Below are 19,796 nucleotides of genomic sequence, written 5' to 3'. Positions count from 1 at the left end.
CGTGTACGGTAGGCCTCAATTGCGTGGAATCAGGAGAGCACCATGGACGACATTACCGAACTGGCCGCTGAGTTGGGCAGGCGCCTGCAGTTGCTCAATGCCCACGTCACCACGGCCGAATCCTGCACGGGCGGCGGGATCGCCGAGGCGATTACCCGGATTCCCGGGAGTTCGGCCTGGTTCGAGGCCGGTTTTGTCACTTATTCCAATCGCCAGAAGACCCAGCAGTTGGGCGTACCGGCCGAGTTGTTCGGTACGGTAGGGGCGGTCAGCCGCGAGGTGGTCGAGGCCATGGTGCGAGGTGCCCAGCATAAAAGCCTGGCGCGTTTTGCCGTGGCGGTCAGCGGTGTAGCGGGGCCGGACGGTGGTTCGCCGAACAAGCCGGTGGGCACGGTGTGGCTGGCCTGGGGCGTTGGCGAGACGGTGATCAGCGAGCAGCGATTCTTTGCAGGCAACCGCGACGAGGTCCGCCGACAAACGGTGAAGGCCGCGCTAGAGGGGCTGCTGCAACATGCCGCTGTAGAAATCTCAAATCAGGGGTAGGCGATCCTCAATCGCTGTGGAATAATACTGGCTACTTATACAGGTGTTGGCCGTCAGGCCTTATTGATTACGTGAGGACTTTAATGGACGACAACAAGAAGAAAGCCTTGGCTGCGGCCTTGGGTCAGATCGAACGTCAATTCGGCAAGGGTGCCGTAATGCGTATGGGCGATCAGGACCGTCAGGCTATTCCTTCCATCTCCACCGGCTCCCTGGGCCTGGACATTGCGCTTGGCATCGGCGGCCTGCCAAAAGGCCGAATCGTTGAAATCTACGGTCCTGAGTCTTCCGGTAAAACCACACTGACCCTGTCCGTGATCGCCCAGGCCCAAAAAGCCGGTGCGACCTGCGCCTTCGTCGATGCTGAACACGCCCTGGACCCGGAATACGCCGGCAAACTGGGGGTCAACGTCGACGACCTGCTGGTTTCCCAGCCGGACACCGGCGAACAGGCCCTGGAAATCACCGACATGCTGGTGCGTTCCAACGCGGTTGACGTGATCATCGTCGACTCCGTGGCGGCACTGGTGCCGAAGGCTGAAATCGAAGGTGAAATGGGCGACATGCACGTCGGCCTCCAGGCTCGCCTGATGTCCCAGGCCCTGCGCAAGATCACCGGTAACATCAAGAATGCCAACTGCCTGGTGATCTTCATCAACCAGATCCGTATGAAGATTGGCGTGATGTTCGGCAGCCCGGAAACCACCACCGGTGGTAACGCGCTGAAGTTCTACGCCTCGGTTCGCCTCGACATCCGCCGTACTGGCGCGGTGAAAGAAGGTGATGAGGTTGTCGGCAGCGAAACCCGCGTCAAGGTCGTGAAGAACAAGGTGGCTTCGCCGTTCCGTCAGGCCGAGTTCCAGATTCTTTACGGCAAGGGCATCTACCTCAATGGCGAGATGATCGACCTGGGTGTATTGCACGGTTTCGTCGAGAAGTCGGGCGCCTGGTATGCCTACAACGGTACCAAGATCGGTCAGGGCAAGGCCAACTCGGCCAAGTTCCTGGCGGATAACCCGGAAGTCGCCGCCGCCCTTGAGAAGCAACTGCGTGACAAGCTGTTGAGCCCGGTGGCAGACGTCAAGTCCGTGGCTAATCGCGAGACCGCTGACGACCTGGCTGACGCTGACATCTGATCGATTCGATGACCGTCGTACTCGATACCCTCGTCGCGGTGCGGCGAACAGCAATGGACCTGCTCGCCAGGCGCGAGCACGGTCGAGTCGAGCTGACGCGTAAGCTGCGTCAGCGCGGCGCTCCCGATGAGTTGATCGACACAGCCCTCGACCGTTTGACCGAAGAGGGCTTGCTGTCGGAGTCCCGTTACCTGGAAAGCTTTGTCTCTTATCGCGCTCGCTCCGGTTATGGTCCTTTGCGAATTCGTGAGGAACTGGGCCAGCGTGGTTTGCAACGCCCGGATATCGAACTTGCCTTGCGCGAAAGCGGTATCGATTGGCAGGAGCAACTGACGGACACCTGGCGCCGCAAGTTCTCAGGACATTTACCTATCGATGCACGGGAACGAGCCAAACAAGGGCGTTTCCTGGCGTATCGAGGCTACTCCATGGAAATGATCAACCGCTTGTTCAGCGGTCGCGGTATGGATGACTAAACAAAAACGGCCTGCTATTTCGATAGCAGGCCGTTTTTTATGGGCTCAGGTTACCTTGATCGGCTCCCATGTGAGGGGATGGGGTTTTTGGGCGGGCTGGGCCCAGTTTTCCGGCAGGTTGATGTAATCCACCAGCTCCCTCAAGCGACCGTGATCCCGAGCGTTGAAGGCAAACGCCAGTCGCGTCAGATGACTGAACTGGGCTTCGTCGTGCTCTTCACCGCTGTAGTCATGTTGATGAAAACAGTCATTCAGGCACAAATCGGCGAACTCTCTCTGCATCTGTTGCAGCGCTTGTTCATTTAGCTTGTGATTCATGCGGATCACGAACTGATGCTTGAGCCAGCGACTGGAGTGGAAGTTGCGGTAGAACCGGTTGATCTCTTCCACGGCCTCTTCGGCGTTGTATACCAGGCGCATCAGCTTCATGTCGGTGGGCAGGATGTAGCGGTTTTCCTCCAATTGCTCGCGGATAAAGTTCAGGGCTCCTTGCCAGAACTTGCCGCCCGGGACATCCAGCAGGACCACCGGCACCAGCGGGCTCTTGCCTGTCTGTACCAGCGTCAGGACTTCCAGCGCTTCATCAAGCGTGCCGAAACCGCCGGGGCAGAGCACCAGTGCGTCGGCCTCTTTGACGAAAAACAGTTTACGGGTGAAGAAGAAGTGGAACGGCAGCAGGTTCGGCGTGCCTTCAACGGTCGGATTTGCGTGTTGCTCGAAAGGCAGGGTGATATTGAATCCCAGGCTGTGGTCACGCCCTGCGCCTTCATGGGCGGCGGCCATGATGCCACCGCCGGCGCCGGTGATGACCATCATGTCCGAGCGGGCCAGTGCAGCCCCCAGCTCTCGGGCCAGGCCATACAGTGGATGTTCGATAGGCGTTCGGGCCGAGCCGAAGACCGTGACCTTGCGCCGGCCCTTGAACTGCTCGAGGGTACGGAAGGCGTGTTCCAGTTCCCTCAGGGCTTGTAGCGTGATCTTGGCATTCCAACGGTTGTGATCTTCCTGGGCCATGCGCAGCACAGTCAGGATCATGTCTCGGTAAATGGGGAGGTTGGGGCTGTTGGGGGAGACCAGGTTGAGTTGTTCTTCGACCTTGCGGGTGAGGTCGTGGCCGTGGTTCTCAAAATGACGACTGAGCAGGTCATTCGGTTTGTAAGGCATTCAGCTTCTCCTTCTTAACAGGACCCCGGCCCGGACGAGAGATTCATCGAGGCCACGACACTCCGTGTGTCGTTGTCAGCCCAGGCATCGGCCTGGAGGGCGACCTGGCTTGACGCGGTCTGCAGCAAGGCGACCAAGCCATCCAGCGGGTTCTGCTTTTCCCTTTGATAAAAACAATCACACGCCAAGGTGTTGGCCGGGCAGCCTCTTTCTGCCCGATGAAAAGACTATGGATACTTTGAATCTAGACCGTCATGCCGATCTTTGCTGCCTTGATCATGGCGCTCAAAAGTGACCGTTGGCAACCGCTGATACATGCCCTGAACTATCGCACCGCTCGTCAGATCGCCGGCCGGGTGCGTGCCGCTCTGATTTACTGATAACAAGCGTGCCAATGCAATTTGACGCCCAGGGTTGGGTGCCACGTGATGGATTGAAGCGGATCGGGGCAGGGAGGCGGGAGAAATGACCAGGGTCACTCTGGAGCTCGACAGGCAGTTGTACTTGATGCTGTTGGAATCGGCACAGGCCAATCGGGTGAGTCTTGAGGAAGAATGCTGTCGTCGGCTGGGAGGGCGAGCATGGCGCTCGCGTTACTTGCAGGCGCTGGTGGCGGAGTTGCGCGCCGACGATGAGCAGCGGCGCGCAAGCTCAGGTTGATTACTTCTTCGTCTTGGCCGGTTTCGGGCAATCCGATTCCTGGAAGCGCTCGGTCGCGACCGGGCGGTTGGTCTTAACCTCGGTGAACTCGTAGCGCATGGTTGCGCCCTTGGCCATCAACTTGCGGAAACCTGGATTGGTGCACACCGTAGAGCCCAACTGGAAATATACAGCCTTGGGGTCTGCGCGCATTTTCTGGGCGTGACTGCTTTGCACGCTGAGGTGGTTGATCAGCTCGGTGCCTTCGACGGTATAACCCTGGTCGAGAATGTCTTCGTTGATCGCCCGCGGCGTACCGACGCTACTTTCCTTGGCGACGTTCTGCAGCATCTTGTTCAGTTCGAGTTCTTTCAGCGAAGCAGCCTGAGCGCTGAAGGACGTCGCCAGCAGAACGGCAACGGTAGGGACGATAAGGCGCAGCATGAAACTCTCCTGGTTCAGTGACTGGTGGTTCGACCGATCACATGACTGTGCGTTCAGTGGCGGGGAATTATAGGGGAGCCCGGGCGGACGGTACAGGCTCGTGCGCTCTGGTAGACTGCCGGCCTTTATTGCCCTGCCGAGTGTTGTTCGTGTCGAGTTTTCCTGTCTGTCGGCGTTGCCCATGATGAATCACGCCCCTAACGCCGTAGCCCGCTTGCGCGACCAGCGCATCGATGAAGGGATCAGGCCGATCCAGGCCCGTGGCTGGCGCGCGCCCCGTTGCAGCGCCTGCCGAGTGATCGAGAGCCATTGCCTGTGCGCCTGGCGTCCGAGTGTCGAGACCCGCTCCGGGGTCTGCCTGATCATGACCAACAAGGAAGTGTTCAAGCCGAGCAACACCGGTTGGCTGATTGCCGATGTGGTGCGCGACAATCACGCGTTCATCTGGTCGCGCACCGACGTCGACGAGCAACTACTGGCGCTGCTGAACGATCCGCAATGGCAACCGTACCTGGTGTTTCCGGGCGAATACGTCGAGCCATCGCGAGTTACCCACACGGTTGACCTCGATCATTCCAAGCGCCCGCTGTTCATTCTGCTGGATGCGACCTGGACCGAGGCGCGGAAGATTTTTCGTAAAAGCCCGTATTTCGACCGACTGCCGATCCTGAGCCTGCTGCCCGACAGACTGTCGCGTTACCGTCTGCGCCGTTCGACCCGCAGCGAGCACCTGTGCACCGCCGAAGTGGCGGCATTGTGTCTGGAGCTGGCGGGGGACAGCGATGCCGCTTCGGCCCTGGACGCCTATTTCGATGTGTTCAGCCAGCATTACCTGGGCGCCAAGGGCCAGCAGGAGGTGAACGTGTCGACCCCGGCCCACGCCGAGTTGCAACCCTTTATCCGTACGCCGCAAGCAGTATTGGCCCAATAGTGGCCCATACTGGACACTGTGGCGGCTGTGCTGCTTGACCACCCCGGCTTCGCTGGGCATGCTTGGCGCCGACCAGGGCGCCGCCAATGTTTGAAACGCCGTGTTTGGCGTTGAATGTGCCCCTGTGGATGCCGCTGCATGGCGGTGTCTTGAGTTGTCTTGGCGAGGCGCGAATGCATCGGGCCTGCCATTAAAAACAGGATCATTTGAAAAATGGCCACATACGAAATCCTGATTGCCGATGACCACCCGCTCTTTCGCAGCGCGTTGCATCAGGCTGTGACCCTGGGCCTCGGCCCGGCTGTCCGGTTGACGGAGGTGGCCAGTATCGCGGAACTGGAGGTCCAGTTGACGGCGAAGGCCGATTGGGACCTGGTGCTGCTGGACCTGAACATGCCCGGCGCTTATGGCTTTTCAGGGCTGGTGCTGTTGCGGGGCCAATACCCGCAGATCCCTGTGGTCATGGTCTCGGCCCAGGAAGAAGCCTCGGTGATGGTCAAGGCCCGGGAGTTCGGTGCCAGCGGATTCATACCCAAGTCCAGTTCCCTTGAGATGATTCAGAAGGCCGTGAAGGCCGTCCTGGACGGCGATGTCTGCTGGCCGCCCCAGGCGTTCGAAGCGGTGAGCGTGTCCGAGGAAGCCAAGGCCGCCAGCGAAGGGCTGGCCAGCCTCACGCCGCAGCAGTTCCGGGTGTTGACCATGGTCTGCGAAGGCTTGCTGAACAAGCAGATTGCCTACGAACTGAACGTGTCGGAGGCCACCATCAAGGCCCACGTCACGGCGATTTTTCGTAAACTGAACGTGCGCACCCGGACCCAGGCGGCCTTGCTGCTGCAACAACTTGAGTCAATTTCGCCGCAGGCTTAGTGTTCCGGTTCACGCTTTTTTGACCGGGTTTGAATTAGCTTCTCCACTCCTTTTCGATCAGTTGCCCACTCTATGTCACCTTTTAAAGGCCAGACCGGCCTGAAACGCATCCTCAACGCCTCCGGCTATTCCTTGGACGGCCTGCGTGCAGCTTTTGTCGGCGAAGCGGCTTTCCGTCAGTTGGTGCTGCTCAACGTCGTGTTGATTCCGTTGTCATTCTTCCTGAACGTCAGTCGCGTCGAGCAGGCACTGCTGATCGCCGTGTGCCTGTTGGCATTGATCGTGGAATTGCTCAACTCGGCGGTGGAGGCGGCTATCGACCGCATCTCCCTGGAGCTGCACCCATTGTCAAAAAACGCCAAGGACATGGGCAGCGCCGCCCAGTTCGTCGCCCTGACGATGATCGCGTTGGTGTGGGGCGTGGTGCTGTTGTAACGGCTCAGGCAATGGTCGGTAGCACGATTTCGTCGCTGCGCTGGGCTCCGGCGGTGAAAGCCCGGCACAGCTCAAGGAATTCGCGCATGGCCGAGGTCTGATACTTCTGTTTATGCCAGATGAAATAAAACTGCCGCGCCAGGTCCATGTCCGGTGTTTCCACTGCGACGAGGCTGCCGCGGCGGAAAGCGTCGCGCAGGGCCAGGCGTGAGATGCAGCCAATGCCCAGGCCGGATTCCACGGCGCGCTTGATCGCTTCGGTGTGTTCCAGCTCCAGGCGGATATTCAGCGCGCTGCGGTGGTGACGCATGGCCTGGTCGAAGGTCAGGCGCGTGCCGGAACCCTGTTCCCGTAGAATCCACGCCTCATGGGTCAGTTCCTCCATGGTCGCCTGGCCGCGCTTGGCCAGCGGGTGTTGAGGGGCGCAGAACACCACTAGTTCGTCCTCGACCCAGCTCTGTACCTCGATGTCCGGATGGCTGCAGTCACCTTCGATTAGACCCAGATCAATTTCATAGTGGGCAACCTGGTGCACGATATTGGCAGTGTTCTGCACGTGCAGCTTCACTTGGCTTTCTGGATGGCGCTGCATGAAACCGCCGATCAACAAGGTCGCCAGGTAATTGCCGATGGTCAGGGTGGCACCGACCGCCAGTGAGCCGAAACCGGACTTGCCATTGAGCAGGTCTTCGATTTCCTTGGCCTGGTCCAGCAGCGCCACTGCCTGGGGCAGCAGTTGTTTGCCCAGGGCGTTGAGACTCAGGCGCTTGCCGGCACGGTCGAACAATTGGCAGCTCGATTGCCGCTCCAGTTCGGTGATGGAGGTGCTGGCCGCCGACTGCGACAGATTGAGATGGCCCGCAGCGCGAGACACGCTTTCTTGCTGGGCGACGGCGACGAAGACTTGAAGTTGACGGAGAGTAAATCGCATATCGATATAACCGATAACCCTTATCTTAATAATCCATTTAACAGATATTGTCGCCGCCATTAGAATGCGATGCAATTGCGCAGATTATCGGCGCAGGCATTCTTCCCAGGAGTCCCCGTACATGAGCAACATGAACCACGAGCGTGTCCTCAGTGTTCATCACTGGAACGACACTCTGTTCAGCTTCAAGTGCACCCGCGATCCGGGCCTGCGCTTCGAGAACGGTCAGTTCGTGATGATCGGCCTGCAACAGCCCAATGGCCGCCCGCTTATGCGCGCTTACTCGATTGCCAGCCCGAACTGGGAAGAGCATCTCGAATTCTTCAGCATCAAGGTGCCTGATGGTCCGCTGACTTCCCAGCTGCAACACCTGAAGGAAGGCGACGAGATCATCATCAGCAAGAAACCCACCGGCACCCTCGTGCTGGACGATCTCAAGCCTGGCAAGCATTTGTACCTGCTCAGCACCGGTACTGGCCTGGCGCCGTTCATGAGCGTCATCCAGGATCCGGAAACCTATGAGCGTTTCGAAAAAGTGATCCTGTGCCACGGCGTGCGTTACGTCAATGAAGTCGCTTACCGCGAGTTCATCACCGAACACTTGCCGCAGAACGAGTTCTTCGGCGAAGCGCTGCGTGAAAAGCTGATCTACTACCCGACCGTGACGCGCGAGCCGTTCGAGAACGAAGGCCGCCTGACCGACCTGATGCGCAGCGGCAAGCTGTTCCGCGACATCGGCCTGCCACCGATCAACCCGCAGGACGACCGCGCCATGTTGTGCGGCAGCCCGAGCATGCTCGACGAGACCAGCGAAGTGCTCAACAGCTTCGGCCTGACCGTTTCGCCGCGTATGCGCGAGCCGGGTGATTACCTGATCGAGCGGGCGTTTGTAGAGAAGTAAGCCTCGGTTTATGCGATGGCTGACCGAAAGCTATCGCGATCAGGCTCGCTCCCACAATGGAGCATGTGTGACCACACACTCTTGTAGTCACTGCAGATCAAATGTGGGAGCGAGCCTGCTCGCGATGGTAGCGACTCGGTCCAAATGACAGACCAAAAAAAGCCCGCGCCGCCTGATAAAGGCCGCGCGGGCTTTTTCGTTTCTGGTGTCTACGGTTTCGCCGGAATCACTTCCAACACCCGAATCAACCCCGCCTGCGGGTAATGCCAACGAACATCCAGGTCCCAGAACTGCGCGCCATATTCCCGTTCGGCGGTAGGAACCTGGTACGCCGGGCGCGGGTCTTGGGCCAGGCATTGTTCAATCAGCTCCACCAGGGGCTCTCCCAGGCGCGTGGCGTGCTCGCGCGCTTGAAGCAGGGCAGTGTCCGCCCATTGCACCGGAATCAATTCAGGCGCTGCGCTGGCGATGCTGTTGGAAGCCGAGCCGATGATGTCGGCGTAGGGCACGTAGGGCTTGATGTCCAGCACCGGTGTGCCGTCCAGCAAGTCGATACCCGAGATCCACAGCCGCCCGGCTTCGATCCGCTCCAGCTTAACTACCGACTGGCCGATGCCGTTGGGGCGGTGGGTGGCGCGGGTGGCGAACACGCCCATGGACTTGTTGCCGCCCAGGCGCGGCGGGCGCACTTTCAACCGCGGCTTGTCTTCCAGCGCCTGGTGGAACAGGAACAGCAGCCAGACATGGCTGACCTGCTCCAACCCCTGCACTGCCTCGCCCTGATCAAACGGCGCCACCAGCTCCAGCACACCACGTGCGGCCGGCGCCAACTGCGGTTGGCGGGGGATGGCGAACTTCTCCTTGAAGCAGGAGCGGACGAAGCCGATGGGAGAGACGTTGTAAGTCACGGGTGTCAGCCGCGAACGCGCAGCGTCAGGCCCTTGAGGAAATTGCGCAGCAACTGGTCGCCACACGGGCGGTAGTTGGTGTGGCCGAACTTGCGGAACAGCGCGCTCAGTTCCGGCTTGGACACCGGGAACTCGGCGGCCTTGAGGATGGCGTGCATGTCGTCTTCCTTCAGCTCGAACGCCACTCGCAGTTTCTTGAGGATGATGTTGTTGGTCACCGGCACTTCGATCGGCTGCGGCGGACGGCTTTCGTCCTTGCCACGCTTGAAGATCACCAGGCCATCGAGAAAATGCGCCATGACCTCGTCAGGGCAGAATACGAAGCCTTCTTCCTCGTCTTTCTTGAGGTAGCCCGTCAGGTCCGCCAGGGAGACTTCCAGGCCGCCCAGCTTGATGATCTCGATGACTTTCTTGTCGCTGATGTCGAGCATGTAGCGCACGCTGCGCAGTACGTCGTTGTGAATCATGTGTGCAGTCCTGATCAATCGGCAGTGGGCGCCCCGGTTCGGTGCGGCGCCGGAAAATTAGAATTTCTCTTTGGCAGACAGGTAGCGCCACTGGCCCAGCGGCACCTTGCCGATGGACACGCCGCCGATGCGAATGCGGCGAATGGCGACGACCTTGAGCCCGACCGCCTGGCAAAACAGAGCGATCACGCCGGGCTGCGGGTTTTTCATGGCAAAGCGCAGGCGGTTCTCGTTCTGCCAGCTGGCCTTGACCGCCGGCAGTTCCTTGCCCTTGTAGGTCAAGCCATGGTTCAGGCGATTGAGGCCATGGGCGACCATCTCGCCTTCGACTTCCACCACGTATTCCTGCTCGATCTTGGCGGCGTCGGCGGTGAGCTTGCGCAAGATTTTCCAGTCCTGGGTGAACACCAGCAGCCCGCTGGCGTTGGCCTGCAGGTCGGCGCTGGCGGTCAGGCGCAGGAAATGGCCCTTGAGCGGGCGTTTGCCGAAGCGATGTTCTTCGCTCAGGGTCTGCGGTCCGAGGGAGGCCATGGCAGTGTCCACATCCGTGCCGGCCGGGACGTTGAGCAGGAGCGTCACCGGTTCCGGCGCGGTGGCCTTGGCCTCGGGGTCGAGTTCGACCTTCTGGGTGGTGACCTTGAACTGCGGCTCATCGATCACTTCGCCATCCACGGTGACCCAGCCGCCCTCGATGAACAGCTCAGCCTCCCGACGGGAACAGCCGACGAGTTCGATGAGGCGTTTGGAGAGACGAATCGGGTCAGTCATGACGGGGGCCGTAACAAAAAGAGGGTGGGCATTGTACCTGCCTGGCGCCGGTTAATCGCGGGTCCATTTGCCTCATGCCGCTTTTAGCCGCGCCCAGCCTTCAGGTCGGGCTGCTTGTAGCGCATGTGCAGCAGCGGGTAGGGTTGGTTCATGCCATCTTTTGCCGAACGCCCGACCACTTCGAAGCCTTGCTTGAGGTAAAAGCCCAGGGCTTGCGGGTTCTGCTCGTTGACGTCCAGTTGATCGGCGTTCAGGTGTTCCATGGCGTAGCGCAGCAGTTGCTTGCCCAGGCCCTGGCCACGGTGCTGCGGGTCGATGAAGAGCATCTCGATCTTGCCGGCCGCGACGCCGGCGAAACCGGTGATCCGCTGGCGCGCGTCCCGGGTGCAGATGAGCATCACCGCATCCAGGTAACGGGTGAGCACCAGGTTTTTCAGCAGCTCGATGTAGCTGTCCGGCAGGAAGTCGTGGGTGGCGCGTACCGACGCCTCCCACACCTGGGTCAGTTCCTGGTAATCGCTCGGTTTCGGTGTGTGGATGACCGAATGCTGACGCATGCCCGCCTGTTCCTTGTGCTGGATATCTCCATACGATAGCTGCAAAAAAGCCCCGCATCTTGTGATGATGACGGGGCTTTTCAATTTTTCGGCTTGTGAAAGCACCTGTGGGAGCCGAGCTTGCTCGCGATGGCGTCGTGTCAGCCAATATTGATGTTGGCTGATGCACCGCTATCGCGAGCAAGCTCGGCTCCCACAGGTATCACATTGAGTCTGTGAAGCCGCGGATCAACCGATCTGCTCAGCCCACAAATCGTACTCATCGGCGTCGGTCACCTTGCACCAGACTTTGTCGCCCGGCTTGAGGTTGCTGCCATTGTCGATGAAGACGTTGCCGTCGATTTCCGGGGCGTCGAAGAAGCAGCGGCCCACGGCGCCTTGCTCGTCCACTTCATCCACCAGCACTTCGATTTCACGGCCGATGCGCATTTGCAGGCGCGCCGAGCTGATGGCCTGCTGGTGCGCCATGAAGCGCTCCCAACGGTCCTGCTTGACGTCGTCCGGCACCACGTCCAGGTCCAGGTCGTTGGCCGGTGCGCCTTCGACAGGGGAGTACTGGAAGCAGCCGACGCGGTCGAGCTGGGCTTCGGTCAGCCAGTCCAGCAGGTACTGGAAGTCTTCCTCGGTTTCACCGGGGAAGCCGACGATGAACGTCGAACGGATAATCAGGTCCGGGCAGATCTCGCGCCAGTTCTTGATGCGGGCCAGGGTCTTGTCTTCGAACGCCGGGCGCTTCATGGCCTTGAGGACTTTCGGGCTGGCGTGCTGGAACGGGATGTCCAGGTACGGCAGGATCTTGCCGGCGGCCATCAGAGGGATCAGTTCGTCGACGTGCGGGTATGGGTAGACGTAATGCAGGCGGACCCAGACGCCGAGGGTGCTGAGGGCTTCGCACAGTTCGGTCATGCGGGTTTTCACCGGCGCGCCGTTCCAGAAACCGGTGCGGTATTTCACGTCGACGCCGTAGGCGCTGGTGTCCTGGGAGATCACCAGCAGTTCCTTGACGCCGGCCTTGACCAGGCGCTGGGCCTCGTCGAGCACATCGCCCACCGGGCGGCTCACCAGCTTGCCGCGCATCGACGGGATGATGCAGAAGCTGCAGCTGTGGTTGCAGCCTTCGGAAATCTTCAGGTAGGCGTAGTGGCGCGGGGTCAGCTTGATGCCTTGTGGCGGCACCAGGTCGATCAGCGGGTTATGGTCCTGGCGTGGCGGCACCACGTCGTGCACGGCGTTGACCACCTGCTCGTACTGCTGCGGACCGGTCACGGACAACACGCTCGGGTGCACGTTGCGGATGTTGCCTTCTTCCACACCCATGCAGCCGGTGACGATGACCTTGCCGTTTTCCTTGATGGCTTCGCCGATCACTTCCAGGGATTCGGCCTTGGCCGAGTCGATGAAGCCGCAGGTGTTGACCACGACCACGTCGGCGTCCTGATAGGTGGACACAACGTCATAGCCTTCCATGCGCAACTGGGTCAGGATGCGCTCGGAGTCGACCAGAGCCTTCGGGCAACCCAGGGATACGAAGCCAACCTTCGGATTGGCTGGCGCGGTAGTGGTGGACATGTCTAACCTCGGTGTAGGGGGATCGTCTCTTGCCGAGACAGGGCGCCTGGCGCGCCTCTGATCAAAAAGTGCGCAATTCTATCTGTGGCTGGGCTGCTTGACCAGCTTTATACCGGGAAATGCGACGAGTGCTGCGCTATGCTTCGCGCCTTTGCGTTCTGACGATTGCTACAGTCAACAAAACGTCTGTAACAATACGTAAAACAGCGCATGCTGCCTCAACAAAGCATAGTGCTTCGTTCAAGAAGCCAGGTCTGGAATCAGGAGTGTTGGATGGGTCATGCAAGTAGTCAGGCGGTGGGTGCCGAGCATTCGGCAGCGAAACCGCTGAGCATGCTGGTCGCGGCGGTCGGAGTGGTTTATGGCGACATCGGCACGAGCCCGCTGTACACCCTCAAGGAAGTGTTTTCCGGTGCCTACGGCGTACCTGTCAACCACGATGGGGTGCTGGGGATCCTCTCGCTGATTTTCTGGTCGCTGATCTGGGTCGTGTCGATCAAGTACATGATGTTCGTCCTGCGCGCCGACAACCAGGGTGAGGGCGGGATCATGGCGCTCACCGCCCTGGCGCGGCGGGCAGCGGCGGGGCGGGCGCGGTTGCGCAAATTGCTGGTGATCTGCGGCTTGATCGGGGCGGCGTTGTTCTATGGCGACAGCATGATCACCCCGGCGATTTCCGTGCTCTCGGCGATCGAAGGCGTTGGCCTGGCGTTCGAGGGCATCGATCATTGGGTCGTGCCACTGTCCTTGGTCGTGCTGGTAGGGCTCTTTATCATCCAGCGCCACGGTACCGCACGGATCGGCATCCTGTTCGGCCCGATCATGGTCACCTGGTTCCTGGTGCTCGGCGCGCTCGGTGTCTACGGCATCAGCCAACACCCGGAAGTGTTGCAGGCGTTGAACCCAGTCTGGGCCGTGCGTTTCTTCGTCGTCCATTCGGGCATGGGCGTGGCGATCCTCGGCGCCGTGGTGCTGGCGCTGACCGGTGCCGAAGCGCTGTACGCCGACATGGGCCACTTCGGGCGCAAACCCATTGCACGGGCCTGGTTCATCCTGGTGCTGCCGGCGCTGGTACTCAATTACTTCGGTCAGGGCGCGTTGTTGCTGGGTGACCCGGAAGCGGCGCGCAACCCGTTCTATCTGTTGGCACCGAGCTGGGCGCTGATTCCGCTGGTGGGTCTGTCGACCCTGGCCACGGTGATCGCTTCGCAAGCGGTGATTTCCGGCGCATTCTCCCTGACGCGCCAGGCGATCCAGCTCGGCTACATCCCGCGCATGTATATCCAGCACACCTCCAGCGCCGAGCAGGGCCAGATCTACATCGGTGCGGTGAACTGGTCACTGATGGTTGGCGTGGTGCTGCTGGTGCTGGGTTTCGAATCTTCCGGCGCATTGGCTTCGGCCTATGGCGTGGCCGTGACCGGTACCATGCTGATGACCACGATCCTGGTCTCGGCGGTCATGCTGTTGTTGTGGAAATGGCCGCCGCTGCTGGCGGTGCCGGTATTGATCGGTTTCCTGCTGGTCGATGGCCTGTACTTTGCCGCTAACGTGCCGAAAATCGTTCAGGGCGGCGCTTTCCCGGTGATCGCCGGTATCGCCTTGTTTGTGTTGATGACCACCTGGAAGCGCGGCAAGCAATTGCTGGTGGAGCGCCTGGACGAAGGCGCGCTGCCGCTGCCAATCTTCATCAGCAGTATTCGCGTGCAACCGCCCCATCGCGTACAGGGCACCGCCGTGTTCCTGACCGCACGTTCGGACGCCGTGCCCCATGCGCTGTTGCACAACCTGCTGCACAACCAGGTGCTGCATGAGCAAGTGGTGCTGCTGACGGTGGTGTACGAAGACATCCCCCGGGTACCGCCGCAGCGGCGCTTCGAGGTCGATGCCTATGGCGAAGGCTTCTTCCGGGTGATCCTGCATTTTGGCTTCACCGACGAGCCGGACGTCCCGCAGGCACTCAAGCTCTGCCATCTGGATGACCTGGACTTCAGCCCGATGCGCACCACCTACTTCCTCAGCCGCGAAACGGTCATCGCGTCGAAACTCGAAGGTATGGCGCGCTGGCGCGAGGCGTTGTTCGCCTTCATGTTGAAGAACGCCAACGGCAATCTGCGCTTCTTCAATCTTCCGTTGAACCGGGTGATTGAACTGGGGACGCAGGTGGAGATGTAGCGACCAGAAAACAAAAAGCCCTCGTTGCCTTGCGGCGGCGGGGGCTTTTTTGTCGGTCGCACAAATGCAAGATGACCAGTGAACCTTTGTGGGAGCGAGCCTGCTCGCGATGGTTGTGGGTCAGTTGGCAGTTATGTTGACTGTGCTGCCGTCATCGTGAGCAGGCTCGCTCCCACAAGGGGCCCTATGTGCAGTCGAGCTGGCACAAAAAAGCCCCGGTAACCGTAAGGTTGCCGGGGCTTTTCTCTGTTCTGCGTCAGATCACTGTTCGGTTGTCTTGTTCTGCCGCTTGTTGATCTCATCGATCAGGCGCTTGGCCAGGGCCGGGTAATTTTCGTCGAAGTGGTGGCCGCCAGGCAGCTTGATGGCCTCGCCCACGGCGGTCTTGTCGGTACAGCCGCTTTCGTCGGCTTCTTCACCGCCGTAGATGCACACCACTTTCTCGGCTGGCAGCTTGGCCATTTCCGGGCCGGTGGCGGCTTCCGTCCCGGCGTTACCGAGCCAGCCTTCGACTTCGATCTCGAAGCTGCCTGTGCGGGCGAAAGCCAGCAGGATGATCGCATCGACCCGCTGTTGTTCGGTGGCTGGCAGGCGATTGTAGATGGCTGGCAACACGTCGGCACCGAAGGAGTAGCCGGTCAGGACGAAGCGCTTGGTGCCCCAGACCTGACGGTAGTGCTGCATCAGTTCGGTCAGATCCGCCGCGCTTTGCTCCGGGCTCTTGTGCTGCCAGTAGTAGCGCAGGGTGTCGATGCCGACCACTGGGTAGCCAATCTTGGCCATTTCATCGGCCACGTCGCGGTCCAGGTCGCGCCAGCCGCCGTCTCCGGAGAGAAACAGGGTCACGGTATCCCGCGTCTGGCTGGCTGGGACTTCCACCACCGGGATGCTCAGGCCACCCTTGGCCTTGTCAGTGCCGACCAGGATCTTGCGCAGCTCGTTGTTCAGTACTTGCGGCAGGTTGATGTCGTAGTCGCTGATGCTGGTCTCGGCATTCCGCTGATCGCGTACGAAGCCGGCGCTGGTGTCGTCGGGGTTATCGTTCCAGGCCACCAGCCAGTGGCCGTGGGCTGCGCTTTTGGGCAGCAAGTGTGTGCAGCCGGGTTTTTCCAGGGCCAGGTCCACCGACACGGCCTTGGCCTTGTCATCCTTCTGCTCGGCCAGCCAGCGCCAGGCCAGCACGGCGCCAGGGCCGATGCCGCTGACCAGCGTGGCTGGCCCTTGGAGCTGCCGCAGGCCCGTCTGCAGGGCGCGACCTTGCAACATGCAGTCCTTGGGCAGGATCACTTGGACGATCTGCGCCGAGCCGCTGCGGCTGAGGGTCGTCAACTGCGTGTCGCTGAGCTTCTGGTCCTCATTGACCGCCACCAGCACCTGGGCGCGCGGCTTGGTGCCGGGGATGACCCGCGTCATCGCCACGCCATCGGTGGGCGCCAGCTGTTCCAGGGTTGGTTGCGGGGCCGGGCGTTTCAAGTACCAGTAACCGCCACCGAGAATTACCGCCAGCACCAGCAGGGCGGCCACTACGTATCGCCAGGAGCGTTGCATCATCAGCGTTTCACCAATCCAGTCAGGCCGCCTGCAATCAGGGCGGCGGTATCAGCCAGCGCCACCAGCGGATCGAGTCCGGCGGGCACGGCCATGTAGCGAGGTTCCCAGTCAGGCTGGAATTTGTCTTTGAAGCGGCGCAGCCCCTGGAAGTTATAGAGCTGCTCGCCACGGCGGAACACCATCGAACCCAGGCGTTGGGTCAACGGTGCGCCGCGACGCGGTTGCAGGCCCGACAGCGGGACCATGCCGAGGCTGAAGCGGGCGTAGTCATGGTTTTTGTAATGCTGGATGAGGCCGACCATCATGAATTCCATGGTCAGTTTCGGGGCTTCGGGGTGGGCGCGCATCAGGTCGAGGCTGGCCAGTTCGTGACTGTGGGTTTCCAGCAGGTTGGCGAACGCCACCGGCCGGCCCTCGAAACGAATTACCGCGATGCGGAAATGCTTGAGGTAGTCATCGCTGAAACGGCCCAGGGAGAAACCTTTCTCACGCACGTTCTTGCCGGTCAGCCAGGCATCGGAAATGACCTTGAGCTCATCCATCGGCGCCTGGCCCGGTTCGTGGATCTCCAGTGACAGGCCGTCACGGGTGCCGCGGTTCCAGGTGTAGCGCAGGTCCTTCATCTCCTTGCCCTTGGCTTCGAGATCGAAACGCTTGAGGTCGACCCGTGCTTCCTCGCCCAGCTTGATGGCTGTCAGGCCGATGTCCATGTAGTACGGCAGGTTCTCGGCACGTACCTGATAGAACACGGGGCGGGCATGGTGGATGTCACACAGGTCGCGGAACTGCCAGATCATTTCAGCCCGTTGCTGGGTAGGACCGATCGGGTCGTACAACGCCACCAGGCTGCGACCACGGCGGGCGTACATCAGGAACGCTTCGTCGTTGGGGTGAAACAGCAACGCCTTGTCGCCGGTCAGGGCCAGGCCGCCGTCGGGTTGCGAAGACGTCATGAGAATCGTCTTGGCCCGCTCCAGTTCTTCTGCCGTCGGCAAATGGATCACCGGTCGCGCGGTGCGCAGCAACCAGGTCAGGGACACCACCACCAGCAGCACCGCGGCGCCCAGCAGGGAGCGCAGGCCGCGAGGGGCGTCGGCGTCGAGAGTGAACTGCCACCAGAGTTGATGGCTGTAGGGCACATCCTGGTAAGCAAACAGCAGCAGCCAGATCGACGCGCCGAGCACGCAGATACTGGCGATCAGGAACAGCGGGGAAAAGGGCAGTTCAGTCAGGCGACTCGGACGATAGAAGGAGCGCCGGAACACCGCCAGCAGGGTGGCCGTCAGCGTCAGTAGCGTGGCTTCTTCCCAGTCAAAACCCTTGAGCAGCGAGAGCAGGGCGCCGACCAGGAGCAAGACCGTGGTCAGCATCCAGGCGGCCGACAGGCGACGGCGCAGGCCTTGGGCGAGCAACAGGCACAACACGCCCACCAGGCTGGCGCCGAAGTGCGAAGCGTCGACCAGCCGATGAGGGATAAGGAAGCCGATGTGCTCCAGGCGGGTGTCGATTTCCGGCGTTACCCCGGAAAACAACAGCACGACACCTGAGAGGAACACCAGCACCGCCAGGATTGGCGCCGCGAAACCCGATGCCGCCCGCAGGGTCTGGCGCGTCTGGAACAGCCGTTGCGCCTCATTGATCAGCAACAGTACGCAGGCCACCAGCATCGGCAGCAGCACGTAGATCAAGCGATACAGCAACAGCGCGGCGGCCAGTGGCGCGGCCCCGAGTTTGTCGGCGAACGCGGCCAGCAGGATCGCTTCGAACACCCCGACACCGCCCGGTACATGGCTGAGCACCCCGGCAGCCAGCGCCAGCAGGTACACCAGCAGGAAGGCGCCGAACGGCGGCGCTTCGGGCAGCAACAGATACAACACGGTGGCGGCGGCGGCGACATCCAGCGCGGTGATTACCAATTGCAGGAAGGTCAGGCGTCGGCCCGGCAGGCGCAGCGTGCGGCGCCCGGCTTTTACCAGCAGGCTGTCGCGATGAGGCTGTTCCGGCAGGCGTCGACGATAGATGCCGACGGCCAACACGCTGGTGAGCAGCAGCACCGCGACGGAAATGGTCCCCAGCAAAGCCGCAGGCAGGTGCAGCGCGGTGGACGCGGCGGGCAGGTTGCTGAGCGTCGCCAGGGCCGCCAGCGGCGGCAACGCGCAGCCCAGGGACAGGCTGGCGAACAGCGTCATGTGGGCGACATCCGAGGCCCCCAGGCCATGACGCGCATACAGACGGTAGCGAACCGAGCCGCCCGACAGCAGTGACAGGCCAATGGCATTGCCGATGGCGAACGCGGTGAATCCACCCAGGACCATGGTTTGTGGCGGCAGTGTCACCCCGGCATAACGGCTGGCGGACCACTCGTAGCCTAAAAGAATGATGAAGCCGGCTACCGTGGCGGCGATCGCGCCCAGCAGGGCCGGTCGTGGCACTTCCAGAATTGAATCATGCAGGGCGTAAAGATCGAGCTCGCTCAGCAAGTGGCGACAGGCAATCAAGGCAATCGCAAACAGCAGCAACGTTACCGCGAGACCAATAGGCTGGCGGTATTGACTGATCCGATCCAGCCAGCGCAATCGTTCGGCCTTGATCGGTTGTGTCGCAGTAACAGGGTCTTGCGGGTCAGACGAGTGGGCGCGCATCAATCACCTCTTGAGCTATGCGCGACAGGATGGGGGTATCCAGCCAAGTTACCAATCCCCGCGGAGGAAAATAATTACAAAATCTTTGTAATGTAGGGCTTTTTTCGCCAGACACAAAAAAGGCCACTCTTTCGAGCAGCCTTTCTTGATATTTGGTTGCGGGAGCCGGATTTGAACCGACGACCTTCGGGTTATGAGCCCGACGAGCTACCAGACTGCTCCATCCCGCGTCTGTGTGGCGGCATTCTACAGGCGAACGCCCGAGTGTCAACCGTTAAAAGGTAATGGGCTCAAATAAACCCTCGATCCGCCCCTTGTCTTCCTAAACGCTCGGAATTTAAAGGAAATTGTCCTACAACTGGTTGTGGGTAGGGTGGCGTAGGCGGCGACTCTCTGATCAGGCAGTCAAAAACGGGCACGCACAAAAAAGGCCACTCTTTCGAGTAGCCTTTTTTGATGTTTGGTTGCGGGAGCCGGATTTGAACCGACGACCTTCGGGTTATGAGCCCGACGAGCTACCAGACTGCTCCATCCCGCGTCTGTGTGGCGGCATTCTACAGAGAATCGCGCGGCTGTCAACCCTGGCTATATAAAAAACTGTTCCGCTTCAAGTGCTTAGCCTTGGAGAAAGGCATTGTGACAGCGCTGTGACGCAAGCCTGGCAAGGGCTGAAGCTCTATTGGAGGCTTCAT

Annotated in this window: 20 protein-coding genes and 2 tRNA genes; 10 read left to right on the top strand and 12 right to left on the bottom strand. The window is 60.7% G+C overall.

The annotated features are described in order from the left end of the window. Window positions 1-42 precede the first annotated feature (42 nt). From AB4O09_RS24660 to recX, 3 genes are all read left to right on the top strand, one after another. Window positions 43-543: a CinA family protein gene (locus tag AB4O09_RS24660; RefSeq protein ID WP_027912188.1), complete on the top strand. Its 501-nt coding sequence runs from the start codon at window positions 43-45 to the stop codon at window positions 541-543. Between the two features lie 83 nt (window positions 544-626). Further along, entirely contained in the window at window positions 627-1,679 is a 1,053-nt protein-coding gene (gene recA, locus AB4O09_RS24655) for a recombinase RecA (protein ID WP_003198351.1), read from the top strand. An 8-nt stretch (window positions 1,680-1,687) separates the two neighbouring features. Next, window positions 1,688-2,155 carry a recombination regulator RecX gene (gene recX, locus AB4O09_RS24650; protein WP_003198353.1) on the top strand — a complete coding sequence of 156 codons (468 nt, stop codon included), beginning with the start codon at window positions 1,688-1,690 and terminating at the stop codon, window positions 2,153-2,155. Between the two features lie 45 nt (window positions 2,156-2,200). Here the strand turns inward: recX and AB4O09_RS24645 are convergent, their stop codons facing one another. Then, entirely contained in the window at window positions 2,201-3,319 is a 1,119-nt protein-coding gene (locus AB4O09_RS24645) for an LOG family protein (RefSeq protein WP_003198355.1), read from the bottom strand. A gap of 254 nt (window positions 3,320-3,573) precedes the next feature. On the opposite strand from AB4O09_RS24645, the gene AB4O09_RS24640 reads away from it, so the two are divergent. Further along, entirely contained in the window at window positions 3,574-3,699 is a 126-nt protein-coding gene (locus tag AB4O09_RS24640; RefSeq protein WP_256212898.1) for a hypothetical protein, read from the top strand. A gap of 85 nt (window positions 3,700-3,784) precedes the next feature. Continuing rightward, window positions 3,785-3,979 carry a hypothetical protein gene (locus AB4O09_RS24635; protein ID WP_003198357.1) on the top strand — a complete coding sequence of 65 codons (195 nt, stop codon included), beginning with the start codon at window positions 3,785-3,787 and terminating at the stop codon, window positions 3,977-3,979. On the opposite strand, the gene AB4O09_RS24630 is transcribed toward AB4O09_RS24635, so the two are convergent. Next, window positions 3,980-4,402 (bottom strand): quorum-sensing-regulated virulence factor family protein, encoded by a 423-nt coding sequence (locus AB4O09_RS24630; RefSeq protein WP_003198359.1) that lies wholly within the window; start codon window positions 4,400-4,402, stop codon window positions 3,980-3,982. A 184-nt stretch (window positions 4,403-4,586) separates the two neighbouring features. Here AB4O09_RS24630 and AB4O09_RS24625 point away from each other — a divergent pair, with 184 nt between their 5' ends. The 3 genes from AB4O09_RS24625 to AB4O09_RS24615 all read left to right on the top strand — a co-directional run bounded on the left by AB4O09_RS24625 (window position 4,587) and on the right by AB4O09_RS24615 (window position 6,635). Next, window positions 4,587-5,333 carry a tRNA-uridine aminocarboxypropyltransferase gene (locus AB4O09_RS24625; RefSeq protein ID WP_003198361.1) on the top strand — a complete coding sequence of 249 codons (747 nt, stop codon included), beginning with the start codon at window positions 4,587-4,589 and terminating at the stop codon, window positions 5,331-5,333. Window positions 5,334-5,546: 213 nt separating this feature from the next. Next, a complete protein-coding gene (gene erdR / locus AB4O09_RS24620; RefSeq protein ID WP_003198362.1) occupies window positions 5,547-6,200 on the top strand; it encodes a response regulator transcription factor ErdR in 654 nt (217 codons plus the stop codon). 72 nt (window positions 6,201-6,272) lie between these two features. Next, the gene (locus tag AB4O09_RS24615) at window positions 6,273-6,635 is read left to right on the top strand and encodes a diacylglycerol kinase (protein ID WP_003184792.1); all 363 of its coding nucleotides are present in this window, start codon (window positions 6,273-6,275) and stop codon (window positions 6,633-6,635) included. A gap of 4 nt (window positions 6,636-6,639) precedes the next feature. Here AB4O09_RS24615 and AB4O09_RS24610 read toward each other — a convergent pair whose 3' ends face one another. Next, window positions 6,640-7,566, bottom strand: a complete 927-nt coding sequence (locus AB4O09_RS24610; RefSeq protein ID WP_003198364.1) for a LysR family transcriptional regulator — start codon at window positions 7,564-7,566, stop codon at window positions 6,640-6,642. 121 nt (window positions 7,567-7,687) lie between these two features. On the opposite strand from AB4O09_RS24610, the gene fpr reads away from it, so the two are divergent. Beyond that, window positions 7,688-8,467 carry a ferredoxin-NADP reductase gene (gene fpr / locus AB4O09_RS24605; protein ID WP_003198368.1) on the top strand — a complete coding sequence of 260 codons (780 nt, stop codon included), beginning with the start codon at window positions 7,688-7,690 and terminating at the stop codon, window positions 8,465-8,467. 209 nt (window positions 8,468-8,676) lie between these two features. Here the strand turns inward: fpr and tsaA are convergent, their stop codons facing one another. From tsaA to rimO, 5 genes are all read right to left on the bottom strand, one after another. Then, window positions 8,677-9,375, bottom strand: a complete 699-nt coding sequence (gene tsaA / locus AB4O09_RS24600) for a tRNA (N6-threonylcarbamoyladenosine(37)-N6)-methyltransferase TrmO (protein ID WP_003198370.1) — start codon at window positions 9,373-9,375, stop codon at window positions 8,677-8,679. Between the two features lie 5 nt (window positions 9,376-9,380). Further along, window positions 9,381-9,842, bottom strand: coding sequence for a YehS family protein (locus tag AB4O09_RS24595; RefSeq protein ID WP_003198373.1), 462 nt, complete (start codon window positions 9,840-9,842; stop codon window positions 9,381-9,383). A 57-nt stretch (window positions 9,843-9,899) separates the two neighbouring features. Continuing rightward, window positions 9,900-10,610, bottom strand: coding sequence for an rRNA pseudouridine synthase (locus AB4O09_RS24590; protein ID WP_003198375.1), 711 nt, complete (start codon window positions 10,608-10,610; stop codon window positions 9,900-9,902). A gap of 83 nt (window positions 10,611-10,693) precedes the next feature. Next, window positions 10,694-11,167 carry a GNAT family N-acetyltransferase gene (locus AB4O09_RS24585; protein ID WP_003198377.1) on the bottom strand — a complete coding sequence of 158 codons (474 nt, stop codon included), beginning with the start codon at window positions 11,165-11,167 and terminating at the stop codon, window positions 10,694-10,696. 228 nt (window positions 11,168-11,395) lie between these two features. Further along, on the bottom strand, window positions 11,396-12,736 hold the full coding sequence (gene rimO / locus AB4O09_RS24580) for a 30S ribosomal protein S12 methylthiotransferase RimO (RefSeq protein WP_003198379.1): 1,341 nt from the start codon (window positions 12,734-12,736) through the stop codon (window positions 11,396-11,398). Window positions 12,737-13,069: 333 nt separating this feature from the next. Here rimO and AB4O09_RS24575 point away from each other — a divergent pair, with 333 nt between their 5' ends. Beyond that, window positions 13,070-14,911: a potassium transporter Kup gene (locus AB4O09_RS24575; protein WP_371916757.1), complete on the top strand. Its 1,842-nt coding sequence runs from the start codon at window positions 13,070-13,072 to the stop codon at window positions 14,909-14,911. Between the two features lie 261 nt (window positions 14,912-15,172). Here AB4O09_RS24575 and AB4O09_RS24570 read toward each other — a convergent pair whose 3' ends face one another. From AB4O09_RS24570 to AB4O09_RS24555, 4 genes are all read right to left on the bottom strand, one after another. Then, a complete protein-coding gene (locus tag AB4O09_RS24570) occupies window positions 15,173-16,462 on the bottom strand; it encodes a virulence factor family protein (protein ID WP_003198382.1) in 1,290 nt (429 codons plus the stop codon). Then, window positions 16,462-19,104 (bottom strand): bifunctional lysylphosphatidylglycerol flippase/synthetase MprF, encoded by a 2,643-nt coding sequence (gene mprF, locus AB4O09_RS24565; RefSeq protein WP_003198384.1) that lies wholly within the window; start codon window positions 19,102-19,104, stop codon window positions 16,462-16,464. Before mprF ends, AB4O09_RS24570 begins: the two co-directional genes overlap by 1 nt. Before the next feature lie 153 nt (window positions 19,105-19,257). Then, window positions 19,258-19,334: transfer RNA gene (locus AB4O09_RS24560), tRNA-Met, on the bottom strand. A 231-nt stretch (window positions 19,335-19,565) separates the two neighbouring features. Further along, window positions 19,566-19,642, bottom strand: a tRNA-Met gene (locus tag AB4O09_RS24555). Window positions 19,643-19,796: the final 154 nt, after the last annotated feature.

It is taken from the genome of Pseudomonas sp. H1_F01, assembly GCF_054681425.1.
The sequence above is the reverse complement of the archived record's forward strand: the minus strand, read 5'-3'. Positions and strand labels throughout refer to the sequence as shown.